Below are 22,427 nucleotides of genomic sequence, written 5' to 3' on the forward strand. Positions count from 1 at the left end.
GGAACGGTCGTGAGGCGGGGTCAGCAGGCCGTGAAGAGGGTCTGGTCCACGTCGTCGAGGATGAACCCGTTGTCGAAGCGGACGCGGACCGTGACGCGGGGACCCTGCTTCTGATGGGTGGTCCACGCCGGCTCCAGGGCGCCGACCTTCTCCTCCAACTGCTGCCTGCTTCCCGCGGGCATCTCGGGGCCGAAGGCGTCGAGGAGCGACTTGAGGCGCTGGTACTCGCGCACCTCCTCGCTCTGGTGCCGGTGCTCGACCTCCCCCTCGACGGTGCCCTCCGTGCCCGCTGCGAGCGACAGGGACCCGGCGAAACCGGTCGGCGGCGCCGACGGGTCGTCCATCACCGCCGGCGCTTCGATCAGCCTGGTCTCCGTCACGAGCCGCACCCGCCGGCCTTCCCTCAGGGTCATCGCTCTTCATTCCTCTTCATTGCTCGGATCGGTACGCGCCGGCCGCCGGGACCGGCCGCCCGCCACACCCGCCAGTATCGGTGCCGGGCCGTCCCGCCCGGCATCCGGTACGCGCGGTGCGCACCCGGGCGCGCGATCTCCGCCGTCCCGCCCCTCCGGAGGGGAGCGCGGCCAGGTCGAGGGCGCCGCGAGAACCCCCGAACAATTGCCTGGCGGACCGGCTGCGCGGCTGGATACGATCCCGGTGATGATCACTTCCGCTGCCCACAGATCGGGGGTCCCGTCCGCGCAAGGTGAGTGCTGATGCTCACTCCGACCGCGAACGGGGATTCCCGCCTTTCCCACTGGCTGCGCGTGCGCGAGTTCGCCGTGCCGCCGTCCATGATCGAGACTGCGACCGCCCGCCGCCGTGCCGGGGACTGGGCAGGCGCGTGCGCCGCTGCACGCATCGACGTCGACCTCGACCTGCGCCGCCTGGCGCGCCACCACGGCCACGACCTCGCGGCACTGATCCGGGCCGATCTGCGCCACCTGGCACCCGACCTGCTGCGCTGGCACATGCCGAGGATCGCCCCCGACGGACTGCTGCGCCCCGGGCTGACCCTCTCCCTGGCCCGTTACGACGTACCCGGGCGCGGCGGCGAGCGCCCGCTGCACCTGGTGGTCCGGACTCCGCCGGCCTGGGCGGACGGCGGCCAGCGGATCAGCCTCGCGCTGTGGGACGGAACCCGCCCCGAGACCGGACCCGGCGGGCATCCGCATCCCCGCCCCAACCGCCGCTACCGCCTCGACCTGCACCGGCACCTCTGGGACGCGCGCAGGACCGACGAGCTCCGCATCCGGGCCGGCGCCGGCGCCGGCGGGCCGGATTCCGTACGCATCCCTCCGTACCCGGATCCGCCGGTGACGCCGCCGGGACGCCACTGCGCCGTCGACCGGTGGGCGGCCGAGGCCGGCCTCCTGCTCCGCGCCGAGGGGCGCAGGACCGGCACCGGTACCGTCACCGTGCGGCTCGGGGCCGGGCACCTGCTGGTCCTGGACCTCGACCTGGACCCCGACCCGGTTCGCCACCCGGGTCCGGGGCCCGGTCCGGCTCCGGTTCCGGACGTTCCGAGACCGCCGGCCCTCCGGATCGCTGCGGCTCCCGCGGACGGCAGCGCCTCCGCGCTGCCCGTCCTGCCCGACGCGGCGACCTGGGTGCTGCCCGATCTGGAACTGCTCCGGGCCGGCGCGATCGACCCCGACCGGCTGCACCCCCTGGTCGCCTCGGCGCTGGCGCCGGACCGCGCGCCGGCAGCCGCCGCGCGGCGTACCGAAGGCGCGGGGGAGCCGCGCACCGTGGAGTGCCGGGGAGCCCGGCACCGCATCGGCCTGGTCGACGGCGCGCTGGCCGCCCTCGACCACGACCCGGCCGAGATCCGCCGCGAGGAACTGCTGGTCGCCCTGACCGGCACCCCGCTTCCCTGCCTCCGGGCCATCGACGAGGCGCACCGCCGCCCCGACTGCCTCACCGGTGTCCGCGAACGCCTGCACCACGGCGATACCGCCGGCGCGCTGGCCGTCGTCGAGGGGCTGCTGGGCCCCGCCGCGGTGCTGCGTACCGGAGCCCTGCGCGACGCGCTCGCGGCGGCCGCTGAACGGCGCATCACCTACGGCCTGTTCAGGGCGGGCCTGACGGGCCCCGGCCCGCGCGCCATCGGCCCGGTCCCGGCCCGCCCGCGCGGGCTCGGCTCCCGCCCGCGCGGCACGACCTCCCGCTGACCGGGGACCGCCGTCCCCGTCCGTCCGACCCTCCACGAACCCCAAGGTGACCACACATGTCCACACGCACCCCGTCCACCGCGAGCGGCACCCCGACCGACCCGGCCCGTACCTCCCCGCCCGGCCAACTCGACGTCGCCGGCGCCCTGCTGGCCCTGCTGCGCGACACCACGACCGAACCGCGCCCCGATGCGCAACTGGAGGCCCTGACCCTCGCGGTCGCGGCCGACCTGCCCGTACTCCTGTGGGGCGAGCCGGGCATCGGCAAGACCGCGGCCCTGACCCAGCTCGCTGCGTCCCTCGAACTCCCGCTGACCACGGTGATCGCCAGCGTGCACGAACCGTCCGACTTCTCCGGACTGCCCGTCATCGGAGACGATCCGGCGGAGCAGGGCGTCCCCATGGCCCCGCCGGACTGGGCGGTACGACTCGTCCGGGCCGGCCGGGGGCTGCTCTTCCTGGACGAGCTGTCCACCGCGCCGCCTGCCGTACAGGCCGCCCTGCTCCGCCTGGTCCTGGAGCGGCGCATCGGTACCCTCCAACTGCCGCCCGGCGTAAGGATCGTGGCCGCCGCCAACCCGCGCTCCTCGGCGGCCGACGGCTGGGAGCTGAGCCCGCCCCTCGCCAACCGGTTCGTGCACCTCCAGTGGGTCCACGACCACGACGTCGTCGTCCGCGGACTCGGCGGGACCTGGCCCCGGGCGACGCTGCCGCGCCTCGACCCGGACAAGCTGCCCGAAGCCGTCGACTACGCCCGCCGCGCGGTGTGCGGGCTCCTCACCGCCCGCCCCACCCTCGTCCACCGGCTCCCCGGCAGCGAGACCCGCCGGGGCGGCGCCTGGCCCTCGCCCCGCAGCTGGGAGACGACCCTGCGCCTCGTCGCCTTCGCGACCGCGGCCGGAGCCTCCCGAGAGGTGCTGTCCCTGCTGGTCAGGGGCTCTGTGGGGGACGGGCCCGGGCTGGAGCTGCTGGCGAGCCTGGACCGGCTCGACCTCCCGGACCCCGAGACGCTCCTCGCCGACCCGGAGCGTGCCGTCCTGCCCGAGCGGGGAGACCTGCGCCAGGCCGTGCTCGACGGTGTGGTGGACGCGGTCCGCAAACGACCGGAGAAGGCCCGCTGGGACGCGGCCTGGGCGCTGCTGGTCCGCGCGGTGGAGACCGGTGCGCCGGACCTGGTGGTCGTCCCCGCGAGCACGCTCGCCGCGCTGCGCCGCGAGGACTGGGACGTTCCGGACGCGATCGACGGGCTCGCCGGCGCCGTGTCCGTGTCCCGCAGGGCGGACCGCGCGGCGGCCCGGGTGTCCGCCGCCGCGACGGCCGGCCGATGAGCCCCCGCGGACCGGTGGCGCCGGTGGCGCGTACGGCGTCCGAGGCCGCGTCGGCGCGGGAGGTGTCGGCGCCTCCGGTGGCGCTGGATTTCGGCACACTCTACGCGGCACGGCTGCAGGCCGCCCGGGCCCGGCCGTACCTGGCCACGGCCCTGTTCGCCCTGCACGTCGTGGAGGCGCGCGGGGTGCCGACGATGGCGGTCGACCGGCACTGGCGGTGCTACGTCTCACCGGCGTTCGTCGCCCGCACACCCGTGGAGGAACTGGCCGGGGTGTGGGTGCACGAGGTGTCGCACCTCCTGCGCGACCACCACGGGCGCAGCGACCGGGTCGCGCGGGCGCGCGGACTGACCGGCCCGGGGGAGCGGCTGCGGATGAACATCGCCGCGGACTGCGAGATCAACGACGACGCGTTCGGCGACGGCCTGGTCCGGCCCGAGGGCGCGATCGGGCCGGAGTTCCTGGGGCTGCCGGCGGGGCAGCTCATGGAGGACTACCTGCTCCGGTTCAGCCTCGGCGCGGCCACGGAGCGCCTGGCCTGGCTGGACTGCGGCAGCGGCGCCGACGGGCTGGAACGGGAATGGGACCTCGGACCGGACGGTGCGGACGGCCTCGGCGAGCAGGAGCGGGACGCCGTCCGCTTCCGGGTCGCCCAGGGCATCAGAGCCCGCCCCGGTGACGCCCCGAAGGCGTGGAAGCGGTGGGCGCAGGACGCGTTCCACCCGGCGCAGCCGTGGCGCGACCTGCTGGGCGCGGCCGTCCGATCGGCGGCCTCCGGTTCCGGCGAGGACTACACGTACGGGCGCCCGTCGAGGCGCTCGGCCGGGGTGCCCGGCGTCGTCCTGCCGAGCCTGCGGCGCCGGCCGCCCCGGGTCTGCGTGCTCATCGACACGTCCGCGTCGGTCAGCGACGCCGAGCTGGGCAGCGCGCTCCTGGAGGTCGCGGCGATCTCCCGTGCCGTGGGCGGGCGCCGGGACCTCGTCACCGTCGTGTCGTGCGACGCGGCGGCGCACGTCGCGCACCCGCTGTGCCGCGCCGAGGGCATCGTGCTGCTGGGCGGCGGGGGCACGGACCTGCGCACGGGCTTCGACGCGGCGCTGCGGGCCCGGCCCCGCCCGGACGTGATCGTGGTCCTGACCGACGGCCAGACCCCCTGGCCGGCCGAGCGTCCGCCGTGCCGGACGGTGGTGGGCCTGTTTCCCCGGTCTCACGAGAATCAGTGGGACGAGGACGATCCGGACTACGTACCGGACGCGCCCCCGGACTGGGCGCGCGTGGTGGAGATCGGCTAGGGACGGCCGCTTCGCGTAGCCGTCGGCCTCCCAGGCGCGGGCGGTGGTGAGCCGGGTGAAGGGGGCGGGACCGGTGAGCACCCGGCACGTGTCCGCCCCCCCGGGGCCGGATCCGCGTCCGCGCGCAGCAAGCCCGGCTCGGCGAAGTGCCCGACGAGCGCCATGACGCCGGTGATGCTCCCCGGGACGGGGCACGCCGTACGTCCTCCCGGCCACGGCGAGCCCTTCACCCGGGGCGCCGCCGAGGCTGTGGGCAGGCGCGCCGCCGGGGTGCCTTCTGACCCGGGGTTTCCGGAGCCGGGCGTCGGGGCGGTCGCGCGCCCGTGGGCGCGCCGGTCGCGCTTTCGCACGCCCCCTGCACGAGGGCTGACCAGGAGCCGGACGGCCGAGGACCATGGGGCGCCGGGACCGACACCGGCTCGGCATTACCGACGTACGGGGGGATCCATGGGGCGACGCTGGCTGGTGACGGGGTGTTCCTCGGGACTGGGGCAGGCGCTGGCCGCCGCGGCGGCCGGGGCCGGGCACCGGGTGGCGGTCACCGCGCGCAAGACAGCCGCCCTGGACGACCTCGCCGCCGCCTGGCCCGGCCGGATCACCCCGATCGCGCTGGAACTGCGCGACGCGGCCCAGTGCGAGGAGGCGGTGCGTACCGCCGCCGACCGGCTCGGTGGCATCGACGTCCTCGTCAACAACGCCGGAGGCGGTCTCTTCGGCGCGGTCGAGGAGGTGTCCGACGCGGAGCTGCGCGACCAGCTGGAGACCCTGGTCGTCGGCCCGTGGCGGCTGGCCCGGCTGGTCCTGCCGCTCATGCGGGCCCAGGGGCACGGCCACATCGTCAACGTCTCCTCGCTCGCCGGCCGCATGGCCTTCCCCGGCCTGGGCGCGTACGTCGCCGGCAAGTACGCCCTGGAGGGCATGAGCCAGGCGCTGGCCGCCGAGGCCGCCCGCAGGGCGTCCGGGTCACCGTGGTCGAACCGGGGGTCTTCGCCACCCGCTACGGGACCTCCCTCGCCGAGGCGGGCCGCCGGATGCCCGAGTACGCCGAGTCGACCGGGGCGATGCTCGACGCGTTCCGCGTCATGGCGGACGACGCCGCGACGGGCAGGCCCGAGGACTTCGCCGCCCGGGTCCTCGACATCGTCGCCAGCGACGCGTCCACCCCGCTGCGGGTCCCGATCGGCGACGACGCGTACGCCTACGTGGACATGGCGGAACAGGCGGCCCGAGAGGAACTCGCCGCGGCGCGCGCCCTCGTGGACGGCCCGCCCCCGCTCTGACCCGGCAGGCGCCTCGCGGACCGTTCGGCTGTTCCCCTGTCGCTGCTTTACGCGCTGCTGTACGGTCGTCACCATGTCGAAGACGGTGACGATCAGGGTCGAGGAACAGCTGCACGCGCTACTCAGGGAACGGGCGGACGCGGAGGGCACCACGGTGACCGCGCTGATCACGCAAGCAGCGCAGGACGCGGTCCGCGACCCGCGCCTGGAGGAGGCGGGCGAGGTCTTCCGGGCGTTCCTCGCCGACCAGGGCGACGCCTTCGACCAGGCGTTCCCCGGCGACGCGCCGTCCCGCCCCGACGCGCCGTCCCGCCGTGACGCCTCGGGCAGGGCCGCCTGAGCCGTGGAGCTCTACGTCGACATCCGCTGGCTCCTCGAGCGCCAGGCCGAGGTCCTGCCCAAGCAGCCCTCCGTCCACGACTTCTCCGCCCTCGTCGCCGCCGTCGGCCGTCACCGCGTCAACACCCCCCAGATCGGCGCCACCGTCGACAACGCCTGGCGGGCGGCCGCCCTCATGCACGCCGTGATCCGGCTGCGCCCGCTCCCGGCGCGCAACGCCCTGTTCGGCGCGGGCCTGGTGGCGGCGTACATGCACGCCGCCAACGAGGGGATCGACGCCCCCTACGGGGCGCTCGTCGACCTGGCGCAGGACATCGACGCCGGCCGTGCGGACGCGTACGACGCCGCCGACCGGATCCGGTCCTGGCGCGTCTGAACGGCGGCCAGTCACGACCGGAACGCCCGCCGCCTCTGACGACTCGTCCCGCCCACCGGCCCCGCGGGGAGGGGGAGGGCCGATCCGGGGGCGGTGGCTGCGCCGGGCATACTGCTGGTCATGACGTCCCCGCTCGCCACGCGCGTCCAGTTGATGATCACCTTCGTGCTCGTGACGTGCGGGGCGGTCGGCGGAGCGTGCCTCGGGTTCCTGCTGTCCGGCCGGCTGGCGGCCCTGGTCCTCGCGGGAACGGCCGGCCTCGGGGCGGGGATCGGGGCCCACCTCTCCCGTCGGCAGGTCGTCGCCCTCCTCCGCCCCGCCCCCGTGCTCCCTCCGGTCGACGGCTACGCGGAGGGTCTCGCCGACGCGGCGCTGCTGTGCATCGCGACGTACCAGGCGGCCGTGTTCCCGCTCACGCCCGACGGCGTGACGGAGGAGGAGCGCAGGGCCCGCCGCCACATCGCCTACCGGATCTCCGCCTACGAGGGCCTGCCGCACCCGGTCCAGACCTCGGCGGCCGCCGCGCTCGAAGCCATCGACCACGGACGGGACGCGCAACGGGCCGAGGCCGCGATGAAGGCCCTCGGCATCACGGTCTACGACCATCGCGGCGGCCGGTGACCCGGTGCCCCGGACGCGGTGATCCGGCCGCCGGCCGCCCGCGTCCGGGTCCCGGGCCGCACGGGGTCGTGTCAGCGGCCTCCGCCGGAGCTGCGCAGTACCGCCAGCACCTCGGAGGTGATGGCACTCTCGTTGCGTTCGAAGTCGGGCCCGGTCAACTGGGCCGGATCCGACGGCAGTCCGGTCAGTACCGGAGTGTGCAGATGACCGCCGGGCAGGCCGGGGCGCAGCTCCGTCCGGAGCCGGTTCGAGCGGTAGGCGACCTCGTTGGAGAGGTAGCCGCCGCCACCGCCCGCCACCGCGCGTGAGCCGGGGGTCGGCCCGTCCGCCCGGTCCACCGGCGTCTGCTGTCCGGCCGGGATCTCGGTGACGGCCGTGTTCAGACGCACGGGGTACGGCGTCTGGACGGAGGTCATGGCCTCCGTGGGCAGGCTGGTCCGCAGGAACTCGGGCCCCGGGCCCAGCCCCGGCGCCGTGACGGGGCGATCGTACGTACCGCCCGACAGAGCGCCCGTGTTGTCCGGGTACGGGTCGGCCGAGCGGGCGCGTCCCGCCCAGGCCTCCAGGGTGAAGATCCCGGGGTAGCCCTGGCTGATACTGGTGATCATGTCGGCGGAGCGCGGGCCGTCAGCGAGCCGCGGGCCGTAGGCGCGCTCGACGATGCCGGCGTTGAAATCGGCGTAGCGGACGGGCAGGACCACGGCCCGGAACTCGGCGACCGTACCGTCGGTCAGGGTGATCCGGCGGCCGTTGAGCTGGAGCGCCGCCGACCCCGAGGGGTTGGCCCGGCGCAGCTCCGCGTCCAGCCCGAACGGGTCGAATCCGCTGACGAAGATCCGCCGCACGCCCGGGGTGCCCCGGAACCCGTTGTCCGTCAGGCCGCGCGAGGCGTCCTCGAATCCGGACTTCAGGGCGGCCCGGTCGACCGGGAACTGCGGCTGCCACCGGGCCAGTTGCACCGTCATGGCGAGCCGGGCCCAGTACAGGGGACGGTCGTCCCCGGTGGCGAGGTCCCCGCCGGGGCGCCGTCCCTGCGCCCGGTCCACGGAGGCCTGCCACAGGGCTTCGCCCCACGCCTCCAGCAGCCGCCCGGCCTCGGCGGCGCTGTGCACGCCGCACAGTGCGGCCGGGAAACGGCGTACGAACCCGTCGAGCCCCGCCCGCTGCGGGAAGGCCGCGGACCGGGGGTCCGTCAGGCGGTTCTGCTCGGGATCCGCGGAGGGGACCGCGGTCGCGGTGACACCGCCGGGGCAGTCGGGTGCGGTGTCCGCGTGTGCGGCGGTGGGCGGGAGGACGGCGGTCATGCCCAACAGGGCGGCGGCGAGGGCCGCTCGACGTAAGAACATCATGCGATGTGACATTACACAGACCGCCGTCCATGCAACCCCACCACCGTCGAACTCGCGCCACCCGCGGGCGGGCGGAGCGCGTGCCCCGGCCACCGTGAGGGAGCGGGCACGGACACGGCGGCGACAAGACCACGAACCGGGCGCCGGACCGCCGGGGTTCGGGGGCCCGCGTCACACGGCGAAGGTCCTTGATCGGAGGCGGTCCGCCGCCAGGTCCGCCGCTGCGCGGCGGGCGGCCTCCACGTGGTGGGGGGCGTTCCAGGTACGGGCGACGCGCTCGGCCAGGGCGTAGGCGCCGGCCACCTCCCGGTGCGCGCCGAGGAGCCGGTAGAGGTCCGCCAAGGGGTGCGCGAGGGGGCGGGTGGCGTACGCCGCGCCCGCAGCGCCCGCGAACTGGTCGCGGATCGGCAACAGGTGCTCGACCAGCGTCGCCGCGGTCCCGGTGTCGGCGTGCAGGACCGCGAGTTCGCTGCGGTAGTCGAGCTCCACGCCGTAGAGGTGGTCCGTCACCGGCCGCGCGGGGACGGGCACCTCCCGTGCCTCGTCCAGCCGTCCCTGGCGGGCCAGGACCAGCGCGTGCGCCACGGCGACCGGTGCGCCGACCGCCTCGAACACCTCGCGGACACTGCGCGCGATGTCACCCGTCCGCCCCTGCGTGAACCGGATGGTCCACAGGCCGAGCGTGCGCGGGCCCGTCGCATGGTGCGCTCCGACCCGCTGGAACAGCTCGTCCGCCTGGGCGTACCGCGCCTCCGCCTCCGTGAACCGGCCCTCGACGGCGGCGAGCATGGCCCGGGAAGTGGCGTTGATGCCCCGCGCCCAGAGCATCCCGTACCGGTGCGCGAGGTCCAGGCCTTCGGCGGTGTGCCGGTGGACGGCACCCGGGTCGTTGCGCGCGGCCGCCGTCATGGCGTCGAGGTGCTCGCACACCCAGCGGTAGGCGGGCAGGTCGTGTTCCCCCGCCAGCCCGCGCAGTTCGGCGACGAGCCGCGGCCGGGCGTCGCCCTGCCGTTCGTGCGGCAGCAGCTTCGCCGAGGTCATCAGGGCGGAGGCGAGCAACCGGGGTTCCCCGGTGGACCGCGCCAGGGCCAGCTGCGCGTCCGCCGCCTCACGGGCGCGCGAGGCGTCCTCGCCGGCCACGGCGTCCGCGAGGACCTACCGCCCTGGCCGTCCGGCACGCGGGCTGGGCCAGCGACGACACCGCGCTCCTCGCCCTGCGCGTACCCGACCACCACTGATCCCGAGGCCTGCGCCATGGACGGAACGGACCCTCCCGACCGGCTCACCCTGATCGAAGCGCCCATCCCCGCCCCACCCGCCCGCGTCCTCGTCCTGCACGGCGCCGTGAACCGCGGGGACGCGCCGGAACTCCGCGGCGCGTTCGCCCGTGCCCTCGCCGGCAACCTGCCGCTCATCGTCGACCTGGGCTCCCCGAGGAAGCGAGCGTCCGTGAGGCTCAGGATCGTGCAGGCTCGACTCTGGGCGCCACGGGGGCGCGGCTTGGCTACGGTTGGGTATCGGGGCGCCGGCGAGGGGTGACGTGCCACCGGCGCGGGCGTTGTTCCTGCCGTGGAAGACGACAGGAAGCTGTTCGCGCGGGCACCGCTCGACGGCGAGATGTGGCGGGACGCACTCGTTCACGGTGCGGAGTGCCCGTGGTGCCGGGACCTCGGCAGCCCCCGCTCCGAGGGTCTCGTCGTCGGCGGGGACCCGGAGGGTACGAAGGCGGGGAACAGCAGGGGCTGGATGGTCGCGCTGTCGGCGGTCACCGTCTTCGCCGCCGTGCTCAGCGCGGCCTTGAACTGACACCACGGCAGACGGGCCCCGCCGGCTCGCTGTTGGCGACGAGCCCGCGTGCTTCCCACCCGTTACCGGAAACACGCCCGCGCTCCCGGCGGCGCGGAGCCGTCGGGAGCGCGGGGAATCGGGAGCGCCGGATCAGCCGGCGGTGACCGGTGCCGCGTCGATGCCGGTCGCCGTGCCCCGGAACCAGACCGCAGTGCCGTCGGCGCGGGTGGCTGCCAGGTCGGTACGGCCGTCGCGGTCGAAGGCGCCGGCCGAGACGAGGGCCGGGTAGGCGGACCGGGCGAGGCCCGAGCCGATCATGACCCGGATGCCCGTGGCCCAGCTCTCGAGAGCGAGCCGTCCGTCGCCACCCTTGGCCCCCCGCACGGCGAACAGGTCGCCCGTCGCGTCGTCGCGCACCCACAGGTCGGCCGCGCCGTCGCCGTCGGTGTCGCCGGGGACCAGGACGGAAACCGCGTCCCAGCCGCCGTCGCCGACCAGGACCGGCGCGCCGTCGATGTCCAGGTAGCCGGAACGGCTGCCGAAGTACGCCCAGAGCTTGGTGCCCTGCTTGACCAGCAGGTCGGGCTGTCCGTCGCCGTTGAGGTCACCGGCGTCGGCGATGTCCTGGGCGTCGGCCCAGTGGTTGTTGCCGGCCCACGCCGGATCGTCGTTGACGCACCCCTGATCCGGGTCGGCGACCGGGCAGAACAGGTCCAGCAGCACGGCGTCGTGCGAACGGACGGCGCCGAGGCCCGTGTTCGGCACGACCTTGAGCTGGTTCCCCTTCACGACCTCGTTGTACTCCAGTACCAGCAGGTCGTTGTAGCCGTCCTCGCCCCAGTCCCCGCCGATGGCGATCCGGGTGCCCGGCGCGAACGACGCCCCGCCGTCGGCCGGGGCGGCGAAGGTGCCGTCGGCCCGGCCGACGGAGAAGCGCAGCCGTCCGTCCGCGTCCAGGCTCCACAGGTCGCGCAGGCCGTCGCCGTCCAGGTCGCCGGCGGTGTCGCGGACGCCTCCGTTGCCGAGTGCCCAGATGCGGTAGAGAGCCTGGTCGGAGCGGTTGCCCGCCTTGTCGACGCTGTAGGCGTAGACGGTGTGCGGGCCGGAGGAGGCCGGAGTGAGGACCACGGCGGTGCCGGGAGCCACGGTCGCCTCGCGGAAGTCCCAGTCCGACCAGTAGACGAGCTTCTCGATGTTGGTCGCGGCGCCCGCGCCGAAGGTGAACGTACCCGGGGTGCGGGCCTTGGGGACAGGCCCCCGGAGGCACCCTCGTTGCCGACGCGCAGATCCTCGGCGGCGTTCCAGTACGAGCGGTTCAGGAGCTTTTGTGACACCTGTGTCCAGGCCTGCGCGCCGACGGAGCTCTCCCCCGGCTCCACGGCGGCCGATGCCGTCGCCGCTCCGGCCGTCACGCCGGTCACGGCGAGCCCGCCGACCAGGGCTGGAGGAATGATGTGGCGAGCCATCAGCAGGGCTGTCAAAAGGGCGGTGGCCAGCGAAGATTCCCCGGTTGGGCCGAGCCGACGTCCCGCTCCGCCGAGCCGACGTCCAGCTCCGCCGAGGAACGGAGCGGAGCCCGGGGCAGCGGTCAGCCCGCGGGGATGATGTCGGGTGCGCCGAGGCGTACCGCGTCGGCGGTCCGGTCGTCCGGCTGCTGCTGCGCCTCGCGTTCGGCGGCCACCCGCTTGAGGTAGTGGTCGACCTCGCGGTCCTGGTGCGCCCGGTCCCACCCCAGGTGCGGCGCCATCAGCTCGGCGACGGTCCGGGCGGCGTCCACGCCCCGGTCCCACGACTCGATGGAGATCCGGGTGCGCCGGGCCAGGACGTCCTCCACGTGCCGGGCGCCCTCGTGGGTCACCGCGTAGACCGCCTCGACCCGCAGGTAGTCGTCGGAACTCGGCAACGGCTCCCCGAGCGAGGGGTCCTCCGCGACCATGGCGAGCAACTCGTGCACCAGTGAGCCGTAGCGGTTCAGGAGGTGCTCGATGCGGGCGACGTGGAGCCCGGAGCGGACGGCCAGGCTCTGCCGCGAGTTCCACAGCGCCGGATAGCCGTCGGCGCCGAGCAGGGGGACGCGCTGGGTGGTGCAGTCGGGAACCTTCTCGTCCAGGCCGCGGACCGCCTCGTCGACCGCGTCCTTGGCCATGATCCTGTACGTCGTGTACTTGCCGCCCGCCACCACGACCAGCCCGGGCACCGGGTGCGCCACCAGGTGTTCCCGCGACAGCTTGCTGGTCTCCGCGGCCTCGCCGGACAGCAGGGGGCGCAGCCCCGCGTAGACGCCCTCCACGTCCTCGGGGACGAGGGGGGTCGTCAGGACCGCGTTGACGTGATCCAGCAGGTACGTGACGTCCCGGGAGCTGAGGGCGGGATGGGCCTTGTCGAGCGTCCAGTCGGTGTCGGTCGTCCCGATGATCCAGTGCCGTCCCCACGGGATGACGAACAGCACGCTCTTCTCGGTACGCAGGATCAGCCCGGTGCGCGAGTTGATCCGGTCGCGCGGGACCAACAGGTGCACGCCCTTGGACGCACGGACGTGGAACTGGCCGCGGGTGCCGGCCATCGCCTGGGTGTCGTCGGTCCACACACCGGTGGCGTTGATGACCTGCTTGGCCCGTACCTCGGTCTCGTCGCCGGTCTCCAGATCAGTGACGACGGCGCCCACCACCCGCTCGCCCTGCCGCAGGAAGCGGCTGACACGGGTGCGGTTCGCGGCCAGCGCCCCGTACGCGACGGCCGTGCGGGTGAGGAACATGGTGTGCCGGGCGTCGTCGACCTGGGCGTCCCAGTACTGGATCGCACCGACCAGGGCGTCGGAGCGCAGGGCGGGAGCCTCGTGCAGGGCCTGGCGCTTGAGCAGGTGCCGGTGGTGGGGCAGGCCCCTGGACGTGCCGGAGGCGGTGGCCATGGTGTCGTACAGGAGCACGCCGGCGCCCACGTACGGGCGCTCCCAGACCCGGTGTTGCAGGGGGTAGAGGAAGGGCACCGGGCGCACCAGGTGAGGGGCCAGCAACTGGAGCAGGAGCCCGCGCTCCTTGAGGGCTTCGGCGACGAGCCGGAAGTCCAGCATCTCCAGGTAGCGCAGTCCGCCGTGGATCAGCTTGCTGGAGCGGCTGGACGTGCCCGACGCCCAGTCCCGGGCCTCGACGAGGCCGACCCGCAGGCCCCGGGTGACGGCGTCCAGGGCCGCCCCGGCGCCGACGACGCCGCCGCCGACGACCAGGACGTCGAGCTCCCCCTCGCCCATCCGGGCGAGGGCTTCCGAGCGAGCCCCGGGCGAGAGAGCCACCGGATTCACCATGGTCTCCTCCTGGTCGTACGGGTACGGGTGCGGGCGTAGGCGTAGGCGTAGGCGTGGGCGTGGGCGTGGGCGTGGGCGTCGTTACGGGTACGGGTGCGGTGCGGGTCTGCGGCCTATTCGACCTTGGCCCAGTCGAGCGTGCGCTCCACCGCCTTCTTCCAGCCCGCGTACCCCTCAGCCCGCCGCTCCTCGGACCACGTGGGCTCCCAGCGCTTGGACTCCTGCCAGTGGGTGCGCAGTTCGTCCGTGTCCCGCCAGAATCCGGTGGCCAGCCCGGCGGCGTACGCGGCGCCGAGCGCGGTCGTCTCCGCCACGACGGGGCGGCTGACCGGGACGCCGAGGACATCGGCCTGGATCTGCATGCACAGGTCGTTGGCGGTCACGCCGCCGTCGACCTTGAGCACGTCGAGGTGCACGCCGGAGTCCTGCTCCATCGCCTCCACGACGTCGCGGCTCTGGTAGCAGATGGCCTCCAGCGCGGCGCGCGCCAGGTGACCGTTGTCGTGGTACCGGGCGAGGCCGACGATCGCGCCGCGGGCGTCGGAGCGCCAGTACGGGGCGAACAGGCCGGAGAACGCGGGGACGAAGTAGATGCCGCCGCTGTCCTCGACGGTACGGGCGAGGCGTTCGCTCTCGGCGGCGTCACCGATGATCTTCAGCTGGTCGCGCAGCCACTGGATCGCGGAGCCGGTGACGGCGATGGACCCCTCCAGCGCGTAGACCGCCGGGCTTCCGTCGAACTGGTAGGCCACGGTGGTGAGGAGGCCGTGTTGCGACCGGACCAGCTCGGTGCCCGTGTTGAGCACCAGGAAGTTGCCGGTGCCGTACGTGTTCTTGGCCTCGCCGGGGGCGTAGCAGACCTGCCCGACGGTGGCCGCCTGCTGGTCGCCGAGCACACCGGTGATGGGGATGGCCTCCCGCAGCGGCCGGGAGGTCCGGGTCCGGCCGAACGCCTCCGGGTGGGAGGACGGGTTGATGGTCGGCAGCATCGACCGGGGTACGCCGAAGAAGCCCAGCAGCTCGTCGTCCCAGTCGAGGGTCTCCAGGTCCATCAGCATGGTGCGGCTGGCGTTGGTCACGTCGGTGGCGTGGATGCCGCCGTCGGGTCCGCCGGTGAGGTTCCACAGCACCCAGCAGTCGGTGTTGCCGAAGAGGGCATGGCCCTGCTCGGCCGCTTCGCGGACTCCGTCGACGTTCTCCAGGATCCACTGGATCTTGCCGCCGGAGAAGTAGGTGGCCGGCGGCAGTCCCGCCTTGCGCCGGATGACGTCGCCCTGGCCCGAGCGCTCCAGCGCTGCCGCGATGGAGTCGGTACGGGTGTCCTGCCAGACGATGGCGTTGTAGTAGGGACGGCCGGTCCGGGGGTCCCAGACGACGGTGGTCTCGCGCTGGTTGGTGATGCCGATGGCCGCGAGGTCGGAGGCGGAGAGGTTCCCGTGCCGGAGGGCGTTCTGCATCACCGAGTTGGTGCGCTCCCATATCTCGACCGGGTCGTGCTCGACCCATCCCGAGCGCGGGAGGACCTGTGTGTGCTCCAGTTGGTGCTTGGCCACCTCGTTGCCTGCGTGGTCGAAGATCATGAATCGGGTGCTGGTGGTCCCCTGGTCCACTGCGCCGACGAAGTCAGCCATGGGATGCTGCCTCTCTTGGGGCTTCTCCTGCGGCGGGGCGGACCGGTACCGGTCCGCCCCGGGATCCGGTCAGCTCTCGTCCGGGGACGGGACCTGCCCAGGCGGTTCCGGCTCGGCGGTCGGCAGGAACCGGCCGATGAAGAACTTGTACAGACCCGCGCCCAGCAGACCGCCGATCAGCGGGCCGATGATGGGCACCCAGAAGTAGAACTGCCCGTACTGATCCCGCCAGGCTCCGCCGTACCCGGTGAGGAAGCTGGCCAGCCGGGGGCCGAAGTCGCGGGCCGGGTTGATCGCGTAACCGGCGTTGGTGCCCCAGGCCATGCCGATCGCCACGACGATCAGGCCGACGATGAACGGAGCCAGGTTAGCGCCGGGAGGCGTGCCCAGCAGGTCCGTGACCGCGAGGATCAGCAGGAGCAGGATCGCGGTGCCGATGATCTGGTCGCGCAGGGCGCCCCACTCGGTGACCGGCAGGTTCGTGTTCCCGTTGGCCGGCAGCGTGGAGAAGACGCCCTGCGTCTTGATCGTGTGCCCGGGGTCGGCCTTGGCCAGTGCCTCGGTGTAGTTCCACCGCACGATGAGGGCCGCGACGAACGCCCCTGCCGTCTGCGCGAGGGCGTACGGAGCCACCTTGCTCCACGGAAAGCCCTTGAACGCCGCCAGCGCCACGGTCACGGCGGGATTGAGGTGGGCGCCGCTCAGCCGTGCGGCCACGTACACGCCCAGGGTGACGCCGAGGCCCCAGGCCCAGGCGATGCTGTCGTGATTGCCCAGGCCGCCCGCGGGGTCCGTCAAGGCCCCTCCGGCGACCACCTGGGCCACCACTCCACAACCGAAGAGGATGAGGATCATGGTGCCGGCGAACTCAGCCGACAGCTCGCCCACCAGCCCCGACCTCTTGAACCGCTCCGTCATGGGTGCCCGCTTCCCGCCGGACCTAAGACCGGCCGTCGACAGCCCCGAGTCTCCGCAAGCATTTTAGTACCGGGTGTGTCGGCCGTGCGAGCGGACGCTGCACCGTGCGCCCGGACCGGCGGGGGCGGACGGATCGATGACGACGACGTGAGCGGGCGCGTGGGGGACGACGTGAGCGGAGGGAAGCCGGACGTCCGGCCTTCGTGGCGGACATCCGGCCGTCGTATCCGTCGCGGATGCCAGGGCCCCGGCGGCACACTGGGTGGGAGGGCGCGCGCGCCGCACCGGTCGCAGGCCCACCCGTCGGTTCCACCCGGGAGGTACCCGATGAAGATGCTGATCAACAGTGCGGACACGGTGGTCGCGGACGCCCTGCGCGGGATGGCGGCCGCCCACCCGGAGCTCGACGTCGACGTGGAGCGGCGGGTCGTCGTTCGGCGGGACGCCCGGGAAGGCGGCCGGGTCGGGCTGGTGTCCGGCGGCGGATCCGGGCACGAGCCCCTGCACGGGGGCTTCGTGGGGTACGGGATGCTGTCGGCCGCGTGTCCCGGCGAGGTGTTCACCTCACCGGTGCCCGACCAGATGGTGCATGCGGCCAAGGCCGTGGACGCCGGGCAGGGCGTGCTGTTCGTCGTCAAGAACTACACCGGGGACGTGCTCAACTTCGACATGGCCGCCGAGCTCGCCGAGGAGGACGGCATCCGGGTCGAGCGGATGCTGGTCGACGACGACGTCGCGGTGACCGACAGCCTGTACACGGCCGGGCGCCGCGGCACCGGGGCCACGCTCTTCGTGGAGAAGATCGCCGGTGCGGCGGCCGAGGCGGGCGCCCCGCTGGATCAGGTCGCGGCGGTGGCCCGGAGGGTCAACGGGGCCTCGCGCAGCTTCGGCGTGGCACTGAGCGCCTGCACCACCCCCGCGAAGGGCAGCCCGACCTTCGACCTGCCGGACGGCGAACTGGAACTCGGCGTCGGGATCCACGGCGAACCGGGCCGCGAGCGGCGCGCCATGATGTCGGCCCGGGAGATCGCGGAGTTCGCCGTCGGCGCCGTACTCGACGACCTGGCGGACGTCGCGCCGGCCGACGGACCGGTGCTGGCGCTGGTCAACGGGATGGGCGCGACCCCGCTGCTGGAGCTGTACGGGTTCCACGCCGAGGTGGCGGCGGTGCTGGCGGCCCGGGGCGTACCGGTGGCGCGCACCCTCGTGGGCAACTACGTGACCTCGCTGGACATGGCGGGCTGCTCCGTGACCCTGTGCCGGGCCGACGACGAACTGCTGCGGCTGTGGGACGCGCCCGTGCAGACGTCCGCGCTGCGCTGGGGCCGCTGACCGTAAGGTGGCGGAAGGACGATGGCGGCCGCCGGGCGGGTTGGGTTCCGGCGCGAGGCGAGGAGATCCGGTGCGAGACGCAGACTTCTTCCGGCGCTGGATGGTGGCGACCACGGCCACCGTGGAGCGCGAGTCGGACCGGCTGACCGAGCTCGACTCACCGATCGGGGACGCCGACCACGGCAGCAACCTCCTGCGCGGCTTCACCGCGGTCCGTGCCGCTTTGGGCAAGGACGCCCCGGCCACTCCGGGAGCGGTGCTCCAGCTCGCCGGGCGGACCCTGATCTCGACCGTCGGCGGCGCTTCGGGCCCCCTGTACGGGACACTGCTGCGTCGTACGGGCAAGGACCTCGGGGACGCCGTCGAGGTCTCCGACGAGGACCTCCGGCAGGCCCTGGACGCGGCGGTCGCTGCGGTGGCGTCCCTTGGCGGAGCCGCCCCGGGCGACAAGACGATGCTGGACGCCCTGCTGCCGGGGATCGCCGCGCTGGGCACCTCCTACCGGGCCGCCGCTGACGCGGCGGAGGGCGGCGCACTGGCGACGGTCCCGATGCAGGCGCACAAGGGCCGGGCCAGCTACCTGGGAGAGCGGAGCATCGGGCACCAGGATCCGGGCGCGACCTCGTCGGCGCTGCTGCTGGGGGCACTGGCGGACGTCGCGGACGGTGTGCTGTGAACGGGCCGGAGGCGGGTGCGGGTTCGGATGCGAGCCCCGGACCGGTCGGCATCGTGCTGGTCTCGCACAGCGCGGCGGTCGCCGCGTCGGTGGCCGACCTGGCACGGGGCCTGGCCGCGGGCGGACCCGTGGCGCCGGTCGCCGCTGCGGGCGGCACGCCCGACGGGGGGCTGGGCACGAGCGCCGAGCTGATTCTCGCCGCCGCGCACGAGGTGGACCGCGGCGCCGGGATCGCCCTGCTGGTCGACCTGGGCAGCGCCGTGCTGACCGTCAAGGCACTGCTGGAGGACGACGAACTCCCGCCGGGCTCGCGGCTGGTGGATGCGCCGTTCGTGGAGGGCGCGGCGGCGGCGGTCGTCGCCGCCTCTGCCGGAGCCCCCCTGGACGCGGTCGCCTCGGCCGCGGGGGAGGCGTACACGTACCGCAAGAGCTGAACGGGTCCGACCGGCTCGCAGCCCGCGCGCCGTCCCGGGCGGCACTGCCGCGGACGGGGCCGCGCGCAACCATCGGCGCCGGTCGGCCGTCTGCGAGGGCATGACGTTCCAGAAGGTCTCCCACGACTGCGCACAGTTCTGGCGCTTCGGATGCGACCAGGTGCGGGCCGTGGCCTTCGCCGTGGTGCTCGTCGGCGGCATCGGCGCCTCGCGGCTGCTGCCCGCCGATATGCCGATCGCGCGCTACGACCTGCTCCTGCTCTTCGGCGTGGCCCTGACCGTCCTGGCCCGCAAGGTCGGCTGGGACGGACCCCGGGACACCGCCGTGATCTTGGGCTGCCATGTCGTCGGGCTGCTCTTCGAGCTGGTGAAGGTACGGATGGGGTCGTGGAGCTACCCGGAGGAGGCGCTGACCAAGGTCGCGGGCGTTCCGCTCTACGGCGGCTTCCTCTACAGCGCAGTTGGAAGCTACTGCTGCCGCGCCTGGAAGATCATGGATCTGTCGCTGGTCCGGTACCGGCCGCGCACCATGGCCGTACTGGCGGCTGCCGTCTACCTGAACTTCTTTACGCACCACTGGCTGCCGGACGCCCGGCTCGTGCTCGCCGCGCTGCTGATCGCGGCGATGGCCGGTACCTGGGTCCACTTCACGGTGGGCGGGTCCCGCTACCGGATGCCGCTGGCCCTGGCCTTCGCGCTGATCGGCTTCTTCCTCTGGGTGGCGGAGAACGCGGCCACCTACGCCGGCGCCTGGAGCTATCCGCACCAACTCGACGGCTGGCAGCCGGTCCCGCTGAGCAAGTTCGGCGCCTGGGCGCTGCTGATCAGCGTGACGTTCGTGCTGGTCGCCCGTACGCGCCGTCGGGAGGCGCCGGATACGGGGATACGGCCGGGGTCGGGGTCCGCCGAGGCGGCGCGGTCCGGTACGACGGGCGGGGCGGCGAAGGACGTGCCCGCCCTGGCGACGTCGTAGGACCGCGCTCGGAACCTTCCCGGGGCCACGCGCTGGGCGCGGGCTCCGGGCGCGGGCTCCCAGAGTATGGCGGCGTGGTCAGCCCTGGAGTCGCGCTGCGAACTGCTCCTTGTCCTGCACGAACCAGAGCTGACGCCCGCTGTTGCACTCCCGTACGAAGTCCTCTAGCGCGGGGCTGCCTTCCGTGTGCCGGGTGATGTCGCCGAGTACGACCAGGCCGATGCGGTACTGCGCGAACTTCTGGCTGATGTGTCCGGCGACGCGGGTGCGCAGCCGGAAGAAGTCGTCACTGAGCCGCGTGGCGGGGACGACGACCCAACGGGCCTCCTGATAGCCGGCGTTGCCGATCAGGTCCAGTGCGTCCTGCTCGCTCTCGATGAAGGGTCCCTCGGCTGCGCAGACGAGGACGGGGACGTCGTGGATCTCTTCCAGGGTGGTCATACCGCCAGGTTATAGCGGGTTGGTGGGTGTGGGTGTGGGTGTGGGGTGTGGGGTTATCGGGTGGTCCATCCGCCGTCGATGGAGAGGGTGGTGCCGATGACGAAGGTGGCGCGGGGGCTGCAGAGCCAGGCGGCTGCTTCGGCGATTTCGGTGGGGGTGGCGAGGCGGGGGAGGGGGGTGGTGGTGAGGAGGGTTTGTTCGATGTGGGGGTTTTCGTTGAGCCAGTTGGTGATCATTTCGGTTTGGGTGGTGCCGGGGGCGATGGCGTTGATGCGGATGTTGTGGGGGGCGTATTCGTTGGCGGCTGCTTTGGTGAGGCCGATGACGGCGTGTTTGGAGGCGATGTAGGGGGCGGTGACGGGGGTGGCGACGAGGCCGGCGGTGCTGCTGTTGTTGACGATTTGGCCGTGGCCGTTTTTGAGCATGGCGCGTATTTCGTGGCGCATGCTGTTCCAGGTGCCGCGGGTGTTGGTGTCCATGATGGTGTCGTAGGTGGTTTCGTCGAGGAGGTGCATGGGTTGGGGGGTGGCGCCGGTGCCGGCGTTGTTGAAGGCGGAGTCGAGGCGTCCGTAGGTTTTGATGGCGGTGTTGACGGCGTGGGCGATTTGGTGGGTGTTGCGGACGTCGGCGATGACGTATTGGGCGTGGTGGCCTTGGTCGCGGAGTTCTTGGGTGAGGGCGGCGAGTTGGGGTTCGCGGCGGGCGACGAGGGTGACGGCGGCGCCTTCGCGGCAGAAGACGCGGGCGGCGGCGGCTCCGATGCCGCTGCTGGCGCCGGTGATGAGGGCGGATTGGTTGGCCATGAGGGGTGTGCTGGTGCCGCTGGTCATCGCGTGAACGTAGCATGCGGGGATGGGTGTTGTGGGGGTTGGCGGGCGGGTTTTGGTGGTGGGGGCGGCTGGTTTTGTGGGGTCGGCTGTGGTGAGGCGGTTGGTGGGGTTGGGGGTGGGGGTGAGGTTGTTGGTGCATCGGGTGGGGGTGCCGGTGGGGTTGGCGGGTGTGGAGGGGGTTGAGGTGGTGTGGGGGGATTTGGGTGTGGTGGGGTCTTTGCGGGGGGTGTGTGAGGGGGTGGGGACGGTGTTGCATTTGGCGTCGCGGGTGGGTGGGGGGTGGGAGGAGTGCCGGGTGGTGAATGTGGAGGGGACGCGGGCGTTGTTGGGGGAGGCGCGGCGGGCGGGGGTGGGTCGGGTGGTGCAGTTGGGGACGGCTGCGGTGTATCGGGACGGGGTGCATCGGGGTGCGGTGGAGGGGGAGTTGGAGGAGGGGCCTGTGTCTGCGGCGAGTGTGACGCGGTGGGAGGGGGAGCGGTTGGTGTTGGGGGCGGGGGGGACGGTGTTGCGGCCGCATCTGGTGTTCGGTCGGGGGGATCGGTGGGTGGTGCCGTCGTTGGTGGGGTTGTTGGGGCGGTTGCCGTTCTGGGTGGATGGGGGGCGGGCGCGGATGTCGATGGTGTCGGTGGATGTGTTGGCGGATGTGCTGGTGGAGTTGGCGGTGGGGCGTGGGGTTTCGGGGGGTGTGTTTCATGTGGGGCATCCGGAGCCGGTGAGTGCGCGGGAGTTGGTGGGGACGGTGGTGGGGGAGTTGGGGTTGGTGTTGCCGTCGGGGGAGGTGGATGTGGAGGGTGCGCTGGCGTGGTTGGGGGGTCCGGGGGGTCCGGATGCGGGGGTGCGGCGGCTGGTGTCGTTGTTTGCGGTGGATCACTGGTATGACAGTGGCCGGTTGTGGGGTTCGGTGGGTGTGTCGCCGGGGCCGAGGTTTTCGCAGGCGTTCGGCCGGTATGCGGATTGGTACCGGGGGCAGTTGTGAGGCCGCTCCGGCCTTGGCCGGTCTGCCCGGCCGGCCGGCTCTGAGGTCCCCCGGCTCGGGGCGGCATCTCCTGTTGCGCGGGCGGGTCCGGGGTGGTCGGGGCGGGGTTGGTTCCCGGGGGGCTTGCCGGGCCGGGCCGGGCCGGGTGGGGTTGGTGCCGGTGCCGGTGCCGGTGCCGGTGCCGGTGCCAGGTGCCAGGTGCCAGGTGTCGGGTGGCCGGTGTCGGGTGCCGTGCCGCGGGGCGTGTGCCCCGGGCGCTGGGGCGTGGGGGACTGAAGTTCCCCCTGCGGCCTGGACAGCCTGATACTGGGATGGACGGTCCCGGAGGAAGCAGTTCCAGGTAGTGAGCAAGAAGAGCAACACGAGTA

The 22,427-nt window shown here is 73.6% G+C and carries 22 protein-coding genes and 1 pseudogene; 14 read left to right on the forward strand and 9 right to left on the reverse strand.

The annotated features are described in order from the left end of the window. Positions 1-20: 20 nt before the first annotated feature. Positions 21-413: a hypothetical protein gene (locus ACFWTC_RS29040; RefSeq protein ID WP_384029153.1), complete on the reverse strand. Its 393-nt coding sequence runs from the start codon at positions 411-413 to the stop codon at positions 21-23. A gap of 303 nt (positions 414-716) precedes the next feature. On the opposite strand from ACFWTC_RS29040, the gene ACFWTC_RS29045 reads away from it, so the two are divergent. The 8 genes and pseudogenes from ACFWTC_RS29045 (at position 717) to ACFWTC_RS29080 (ending at position 7,410) form a co-directional block, all read left to right on the forward strand. Next, positions 717-2,174: a hypothetical protein gene (locus ACFWTC_RS29045; protein WP_384029151.1), complete on the forward strand. Its 1,458-nt coding sequence runs from the start codon at positions 717-719 to the stop codon at positions 2,172-2,174. Between the two features lie 56 nt (positions 2,175-2,230). Continuing rightward, complete coding sequence (locus ACFWTC_RS29050) at positions 2,231-3,502, forward strand: AAA family ATPase (protein ID WP_384029149.1); 1,272 nt, start codon at positions 2,231-2,233, stop codon at positions 3,500-3,502. After that, positions 3,499-4,794, forward strand: a complete 1,296-nt coding sequence (locus ACFWTC_RS29055; protein ID WP_384029147.1) for a VWA-like domain-containing protein — start codon at positions 3,499-3,501, stop codon at positions 4,792-4,794. Before ACFWTC_RS29050 ends, ACFWTC_RS29055 begins: the two co-directional genes overlap by 4 nt. Before the next feature lie 447 nt (positions 4,795-5,241). Next, a pseudogene (locus ACFWTC_RS29060) lies at positions 5,242-5,688 on the forward strand (SDR family NAD(P)-dependent oxidoreductase); the annotation flags it as partial. Between the two features lie 74 nt (positions 5,689-5,762). After that, entirely contained in the window at positions 5,763-6,074 is a 312-nt protein-coding gene (locus ACFWTC_RS29065) for a hypothetical protein (RefSeq protein ID WP_384029182.1), read from the forward strand. Between the two features lie 73 nt (positions 6,075-6,147). Continuing rightward, complete coding sequence (locus ACFWTC_RS29070; protein WP_384029180.1) at positions 6,148-6,414, forward strand: hypothetical protein; 267 nt, start codon at positions 6,148-6,150, stop codon at positions 6,412-6,414. Positions 6,415-6,417: 3 nt separating this feature from the next. Continuing rightward, positions 6,418-6,789 (forward strand): toxin Doc, encoded by a 372-nt coding sequence (locus tag ACFWTC_RS29075; RefSeq protein ID WP_383924193.1) that lies wholly within the window; start codon positions 6,418-6,420, stop codon positions 6,787-6,789. Positions 6,790-6,909: 120 nt separating this feature from the next. Further along, entirely contained in the window at positions 6,910-7,410 is a 501-nt protein-coding gene (locus ACFWTC_RS29080) for a hypothetical protein (RefSeq protein ID WP_383924194.1), read from the forward strand. Between the two features lie 71 nt (positions 7,411-7,481). Here the strand turns inward: ACFWTC_RS29080 and ACFWTC_RS29085 are convergent, their stop codons facing one another. Both ACFWTC_RS29085 and ACFWTC_RS29090 read right to left on the reverse strand, forming a co-directional pair. Then, on the reverse strand, positions 7,482-8,759 hold the full coding sequence (locus tag ACFWTC_RS29085) for a pyroglutamyl peptidase (RefSeq protein WP_383924197.1): 1,278 nt from the start codon (positions 8,757-8,759) through the stop codon (positions 7,482-7,484). A gap of 171 nt (positions 8,760-8,930) precedes the next feature. After that, on the reverse strand, positions 8,931-9,899 hold the full coding sequence (locus ACFWTC_RS29090) for a hypothetical protein (RefSeq protein WP_384029143.1): 969 nt from the start codon (positions 9,897-9,899) through the stop codon (positions 8,931-8,933). Between the two features lie 429 nt (positions 9,900-10,328). On the opposite strand from ACFWTC_RS29090, the gene ACFWTC_RS29095 reads away from it, so the two are divergent. Beyond that, the gene (locus ACFWTC_RS29095; RefSeq protein WP_384029141.1) at positions 10,329-10,565 is read left to right on the forward strand and encodes a hypothetical protein; all 237 of its coding nucleotides are present in this window, start codon (positions 10,329-10,331) and stop codon (positions 10,563-10,565) included. 132 nt (positions 10,566-10,697) lie between these two features. Here the strand turns inward: ACFWTC_RS29095 and ACFWTC_RS29100 are convergent, their stop codons facing one another. The 4 genes from ACFWTC_RS29100 to ACFWTC_RS29115 form a co-directional block, all read right to left on the reverse strand. Then, positions 10,698-11,693 carry an FG-GAP repeat domain-containing protein gene (locus tag ACFWTC_RS29100; protein WP_384029139.1) on the reverse strand — a complete coding sequence of 332 codons (996 nt, stop codon included), beginning with the start codon at positions 11,691-11,693 and terminating at the stop codon, positions 10,698-10,700. Between the two features lie 442 nt (positions 11,694-12,135). Then, positions 12,136-13,848 (reverse strand): glycerol-3-phosphate dehydrogenase/oxidase, encoded by a 1,713-nt coding sequence (locus tag ACFWTC_RS29105; protein WP_383924207.1) that lies wholly within the window; start codon positions 13,846-13,848, stop codon positions 12,136-12,138. Positions 13,849-13,961: 113 nt separating this feature from the next. Continuing rightward, on the reverse strand, positions 13,962-15,479 hold the full coding sequence (gene glpK, locus ACFWTC_RS29110) for a glycerol kinase GlpK (RefSeq protein WP_384029137.1): 1,518 nt from the start codon (positions 15,477-15,479) through the stop codon (positions 13,962-13,964). Positions 15,480-15,548: 69 nt separating this feature from the next. Then, positions 15,549-16,397 (reverse strand): MIP/aquaporin family protein, encoded by an 849-nt coding sequence (locus ACFWTC_RS29115; protein WP_383924211.1) that lies wholly within the window; start codon positions 16,395-16,397, stop codon positions 15,549-15,551. Between the two features lie 327 nt (positions 16,398-16,724). Here ACFWTC_RS29115 and dhaK point away from each other — a divergent pair, with 327 nt between their 5' ends. From dhaK to ACFWTC_RS29135, 4 genes are all read left to right on the forward strand, one after another. Further along, a complete protein-coding gene (gene dhaK, locus ACFWTC_RS29120; RefSeq protein ID WP_383924214.1) occupies positions 16,725-17,729 on the forward strand; it encodes a dihydroxyacetone kinase subunit DhaK in 1,005 nt (334 codons plus the stop codon). A 70-nt stretch (positions 17,730-17,799) separates the two neighbouring features. Beyond that, complete coding sequence (dhaL, locus tag ACFWTC_RS29125) at positions 17,800-18,405, forward strand: dihydroxyacetone kinase subunit DhaL (protein ID WP_383924217.1); 606 nt, start codon at positions 17,800-17,802, stop codon at positions 18,403-18,405. Further along, positions 18,402-18,839: a PTS-dependent dihydroxyacetone kinase phosphotransferase subunit DhaM gene (locus ACFWTC_RS29130; RefSeq protein ID WP_383924220.1), complete on the forward strand. Its 438-nt coding sequence runs from the start codon at positions 18,402-18,404 to the stop codon at positions 18,837-18,839. Before dhaL ends, ACFWTC_RS29130 begins: the two co-directional genes overlap by 4 nt. Before the next feature lie 100 nt (positions 18,840-18,939). Continuing rightward, a complete protein-coding gene (locus tag ACFWTC_RS29135) occupies positions 18,940-19,812 on the forward strand; it encodes a DUF817 domain-containing protein (RefSeq protein ID WP_383924223.1) in 873 nt (290 codons plus the stop codon). Between the two features lie 78 nt (positions 19,813-19,890). Here ACFWTC_RS29135 and ACFWTC_RS29140 read toward each other — a convergent pair whose 3' ends face one another. Together ACFWTC_RS29140 and ACFWTC_RS29145 are read right to left on the reverse strand one after the other, a co-directional pair. Beyond that, positions 19,891-20,253 carry a DUF4180 domain-containing protein gene (locus ACFWTC_RS29140; protein WP_383924226.1) on the reverse strand — a complete coding sequence of 121 codons (363 nt, stop codon included), beginning with the start codon at positions 20,251-20,253 and terminating at the stop codon, positions 19,891-19,893. Positions 20,254-20,306: 53 nt separating this feature from the next. Next, on the reverse strand, positions 20,307-21,083 hold the full coding sequence (locus tag ACFWTC_RS29145) for an SDR family NAD(P)-dependent oxidoreductase (protein ID WP_383924229.1): 777 nt from the start codon (positions 21,081-21,083) through the stop codon (positions 20,307-20,309). A 22-nt stretch (positions 21,084-21,105) separates the two neighbouring features. Here ACFWTC_RS29145 and ACFWTC_RS29150 point away from each other — a divergent pair, with 22 nt between their 5' ends. After that, on the forward strand, positions 21,106-22,059 hold the full coding sequence (locus ACFWTC_RS29150) for an NAD-dependent epimerase/dehydratase family protein (protein WP_384029135.1): 954 nt from the start codon (positions 21,106-21,108) through the stop codon (positions 22,057-22,059). The last annotated feature ends 368 nt before the right edge of the window (positions 22,060-22,427 follow it).

Origin of the sequence: Streptomyces sp. NPDC058619, assembly GCF_042717785.1 — a bacterium.
Taxonomy (GTDB): Bacteria; Actinomycetota; Actinomycetes; order Streptomycetales; family Streptomycetaceae; genus Streptomyces.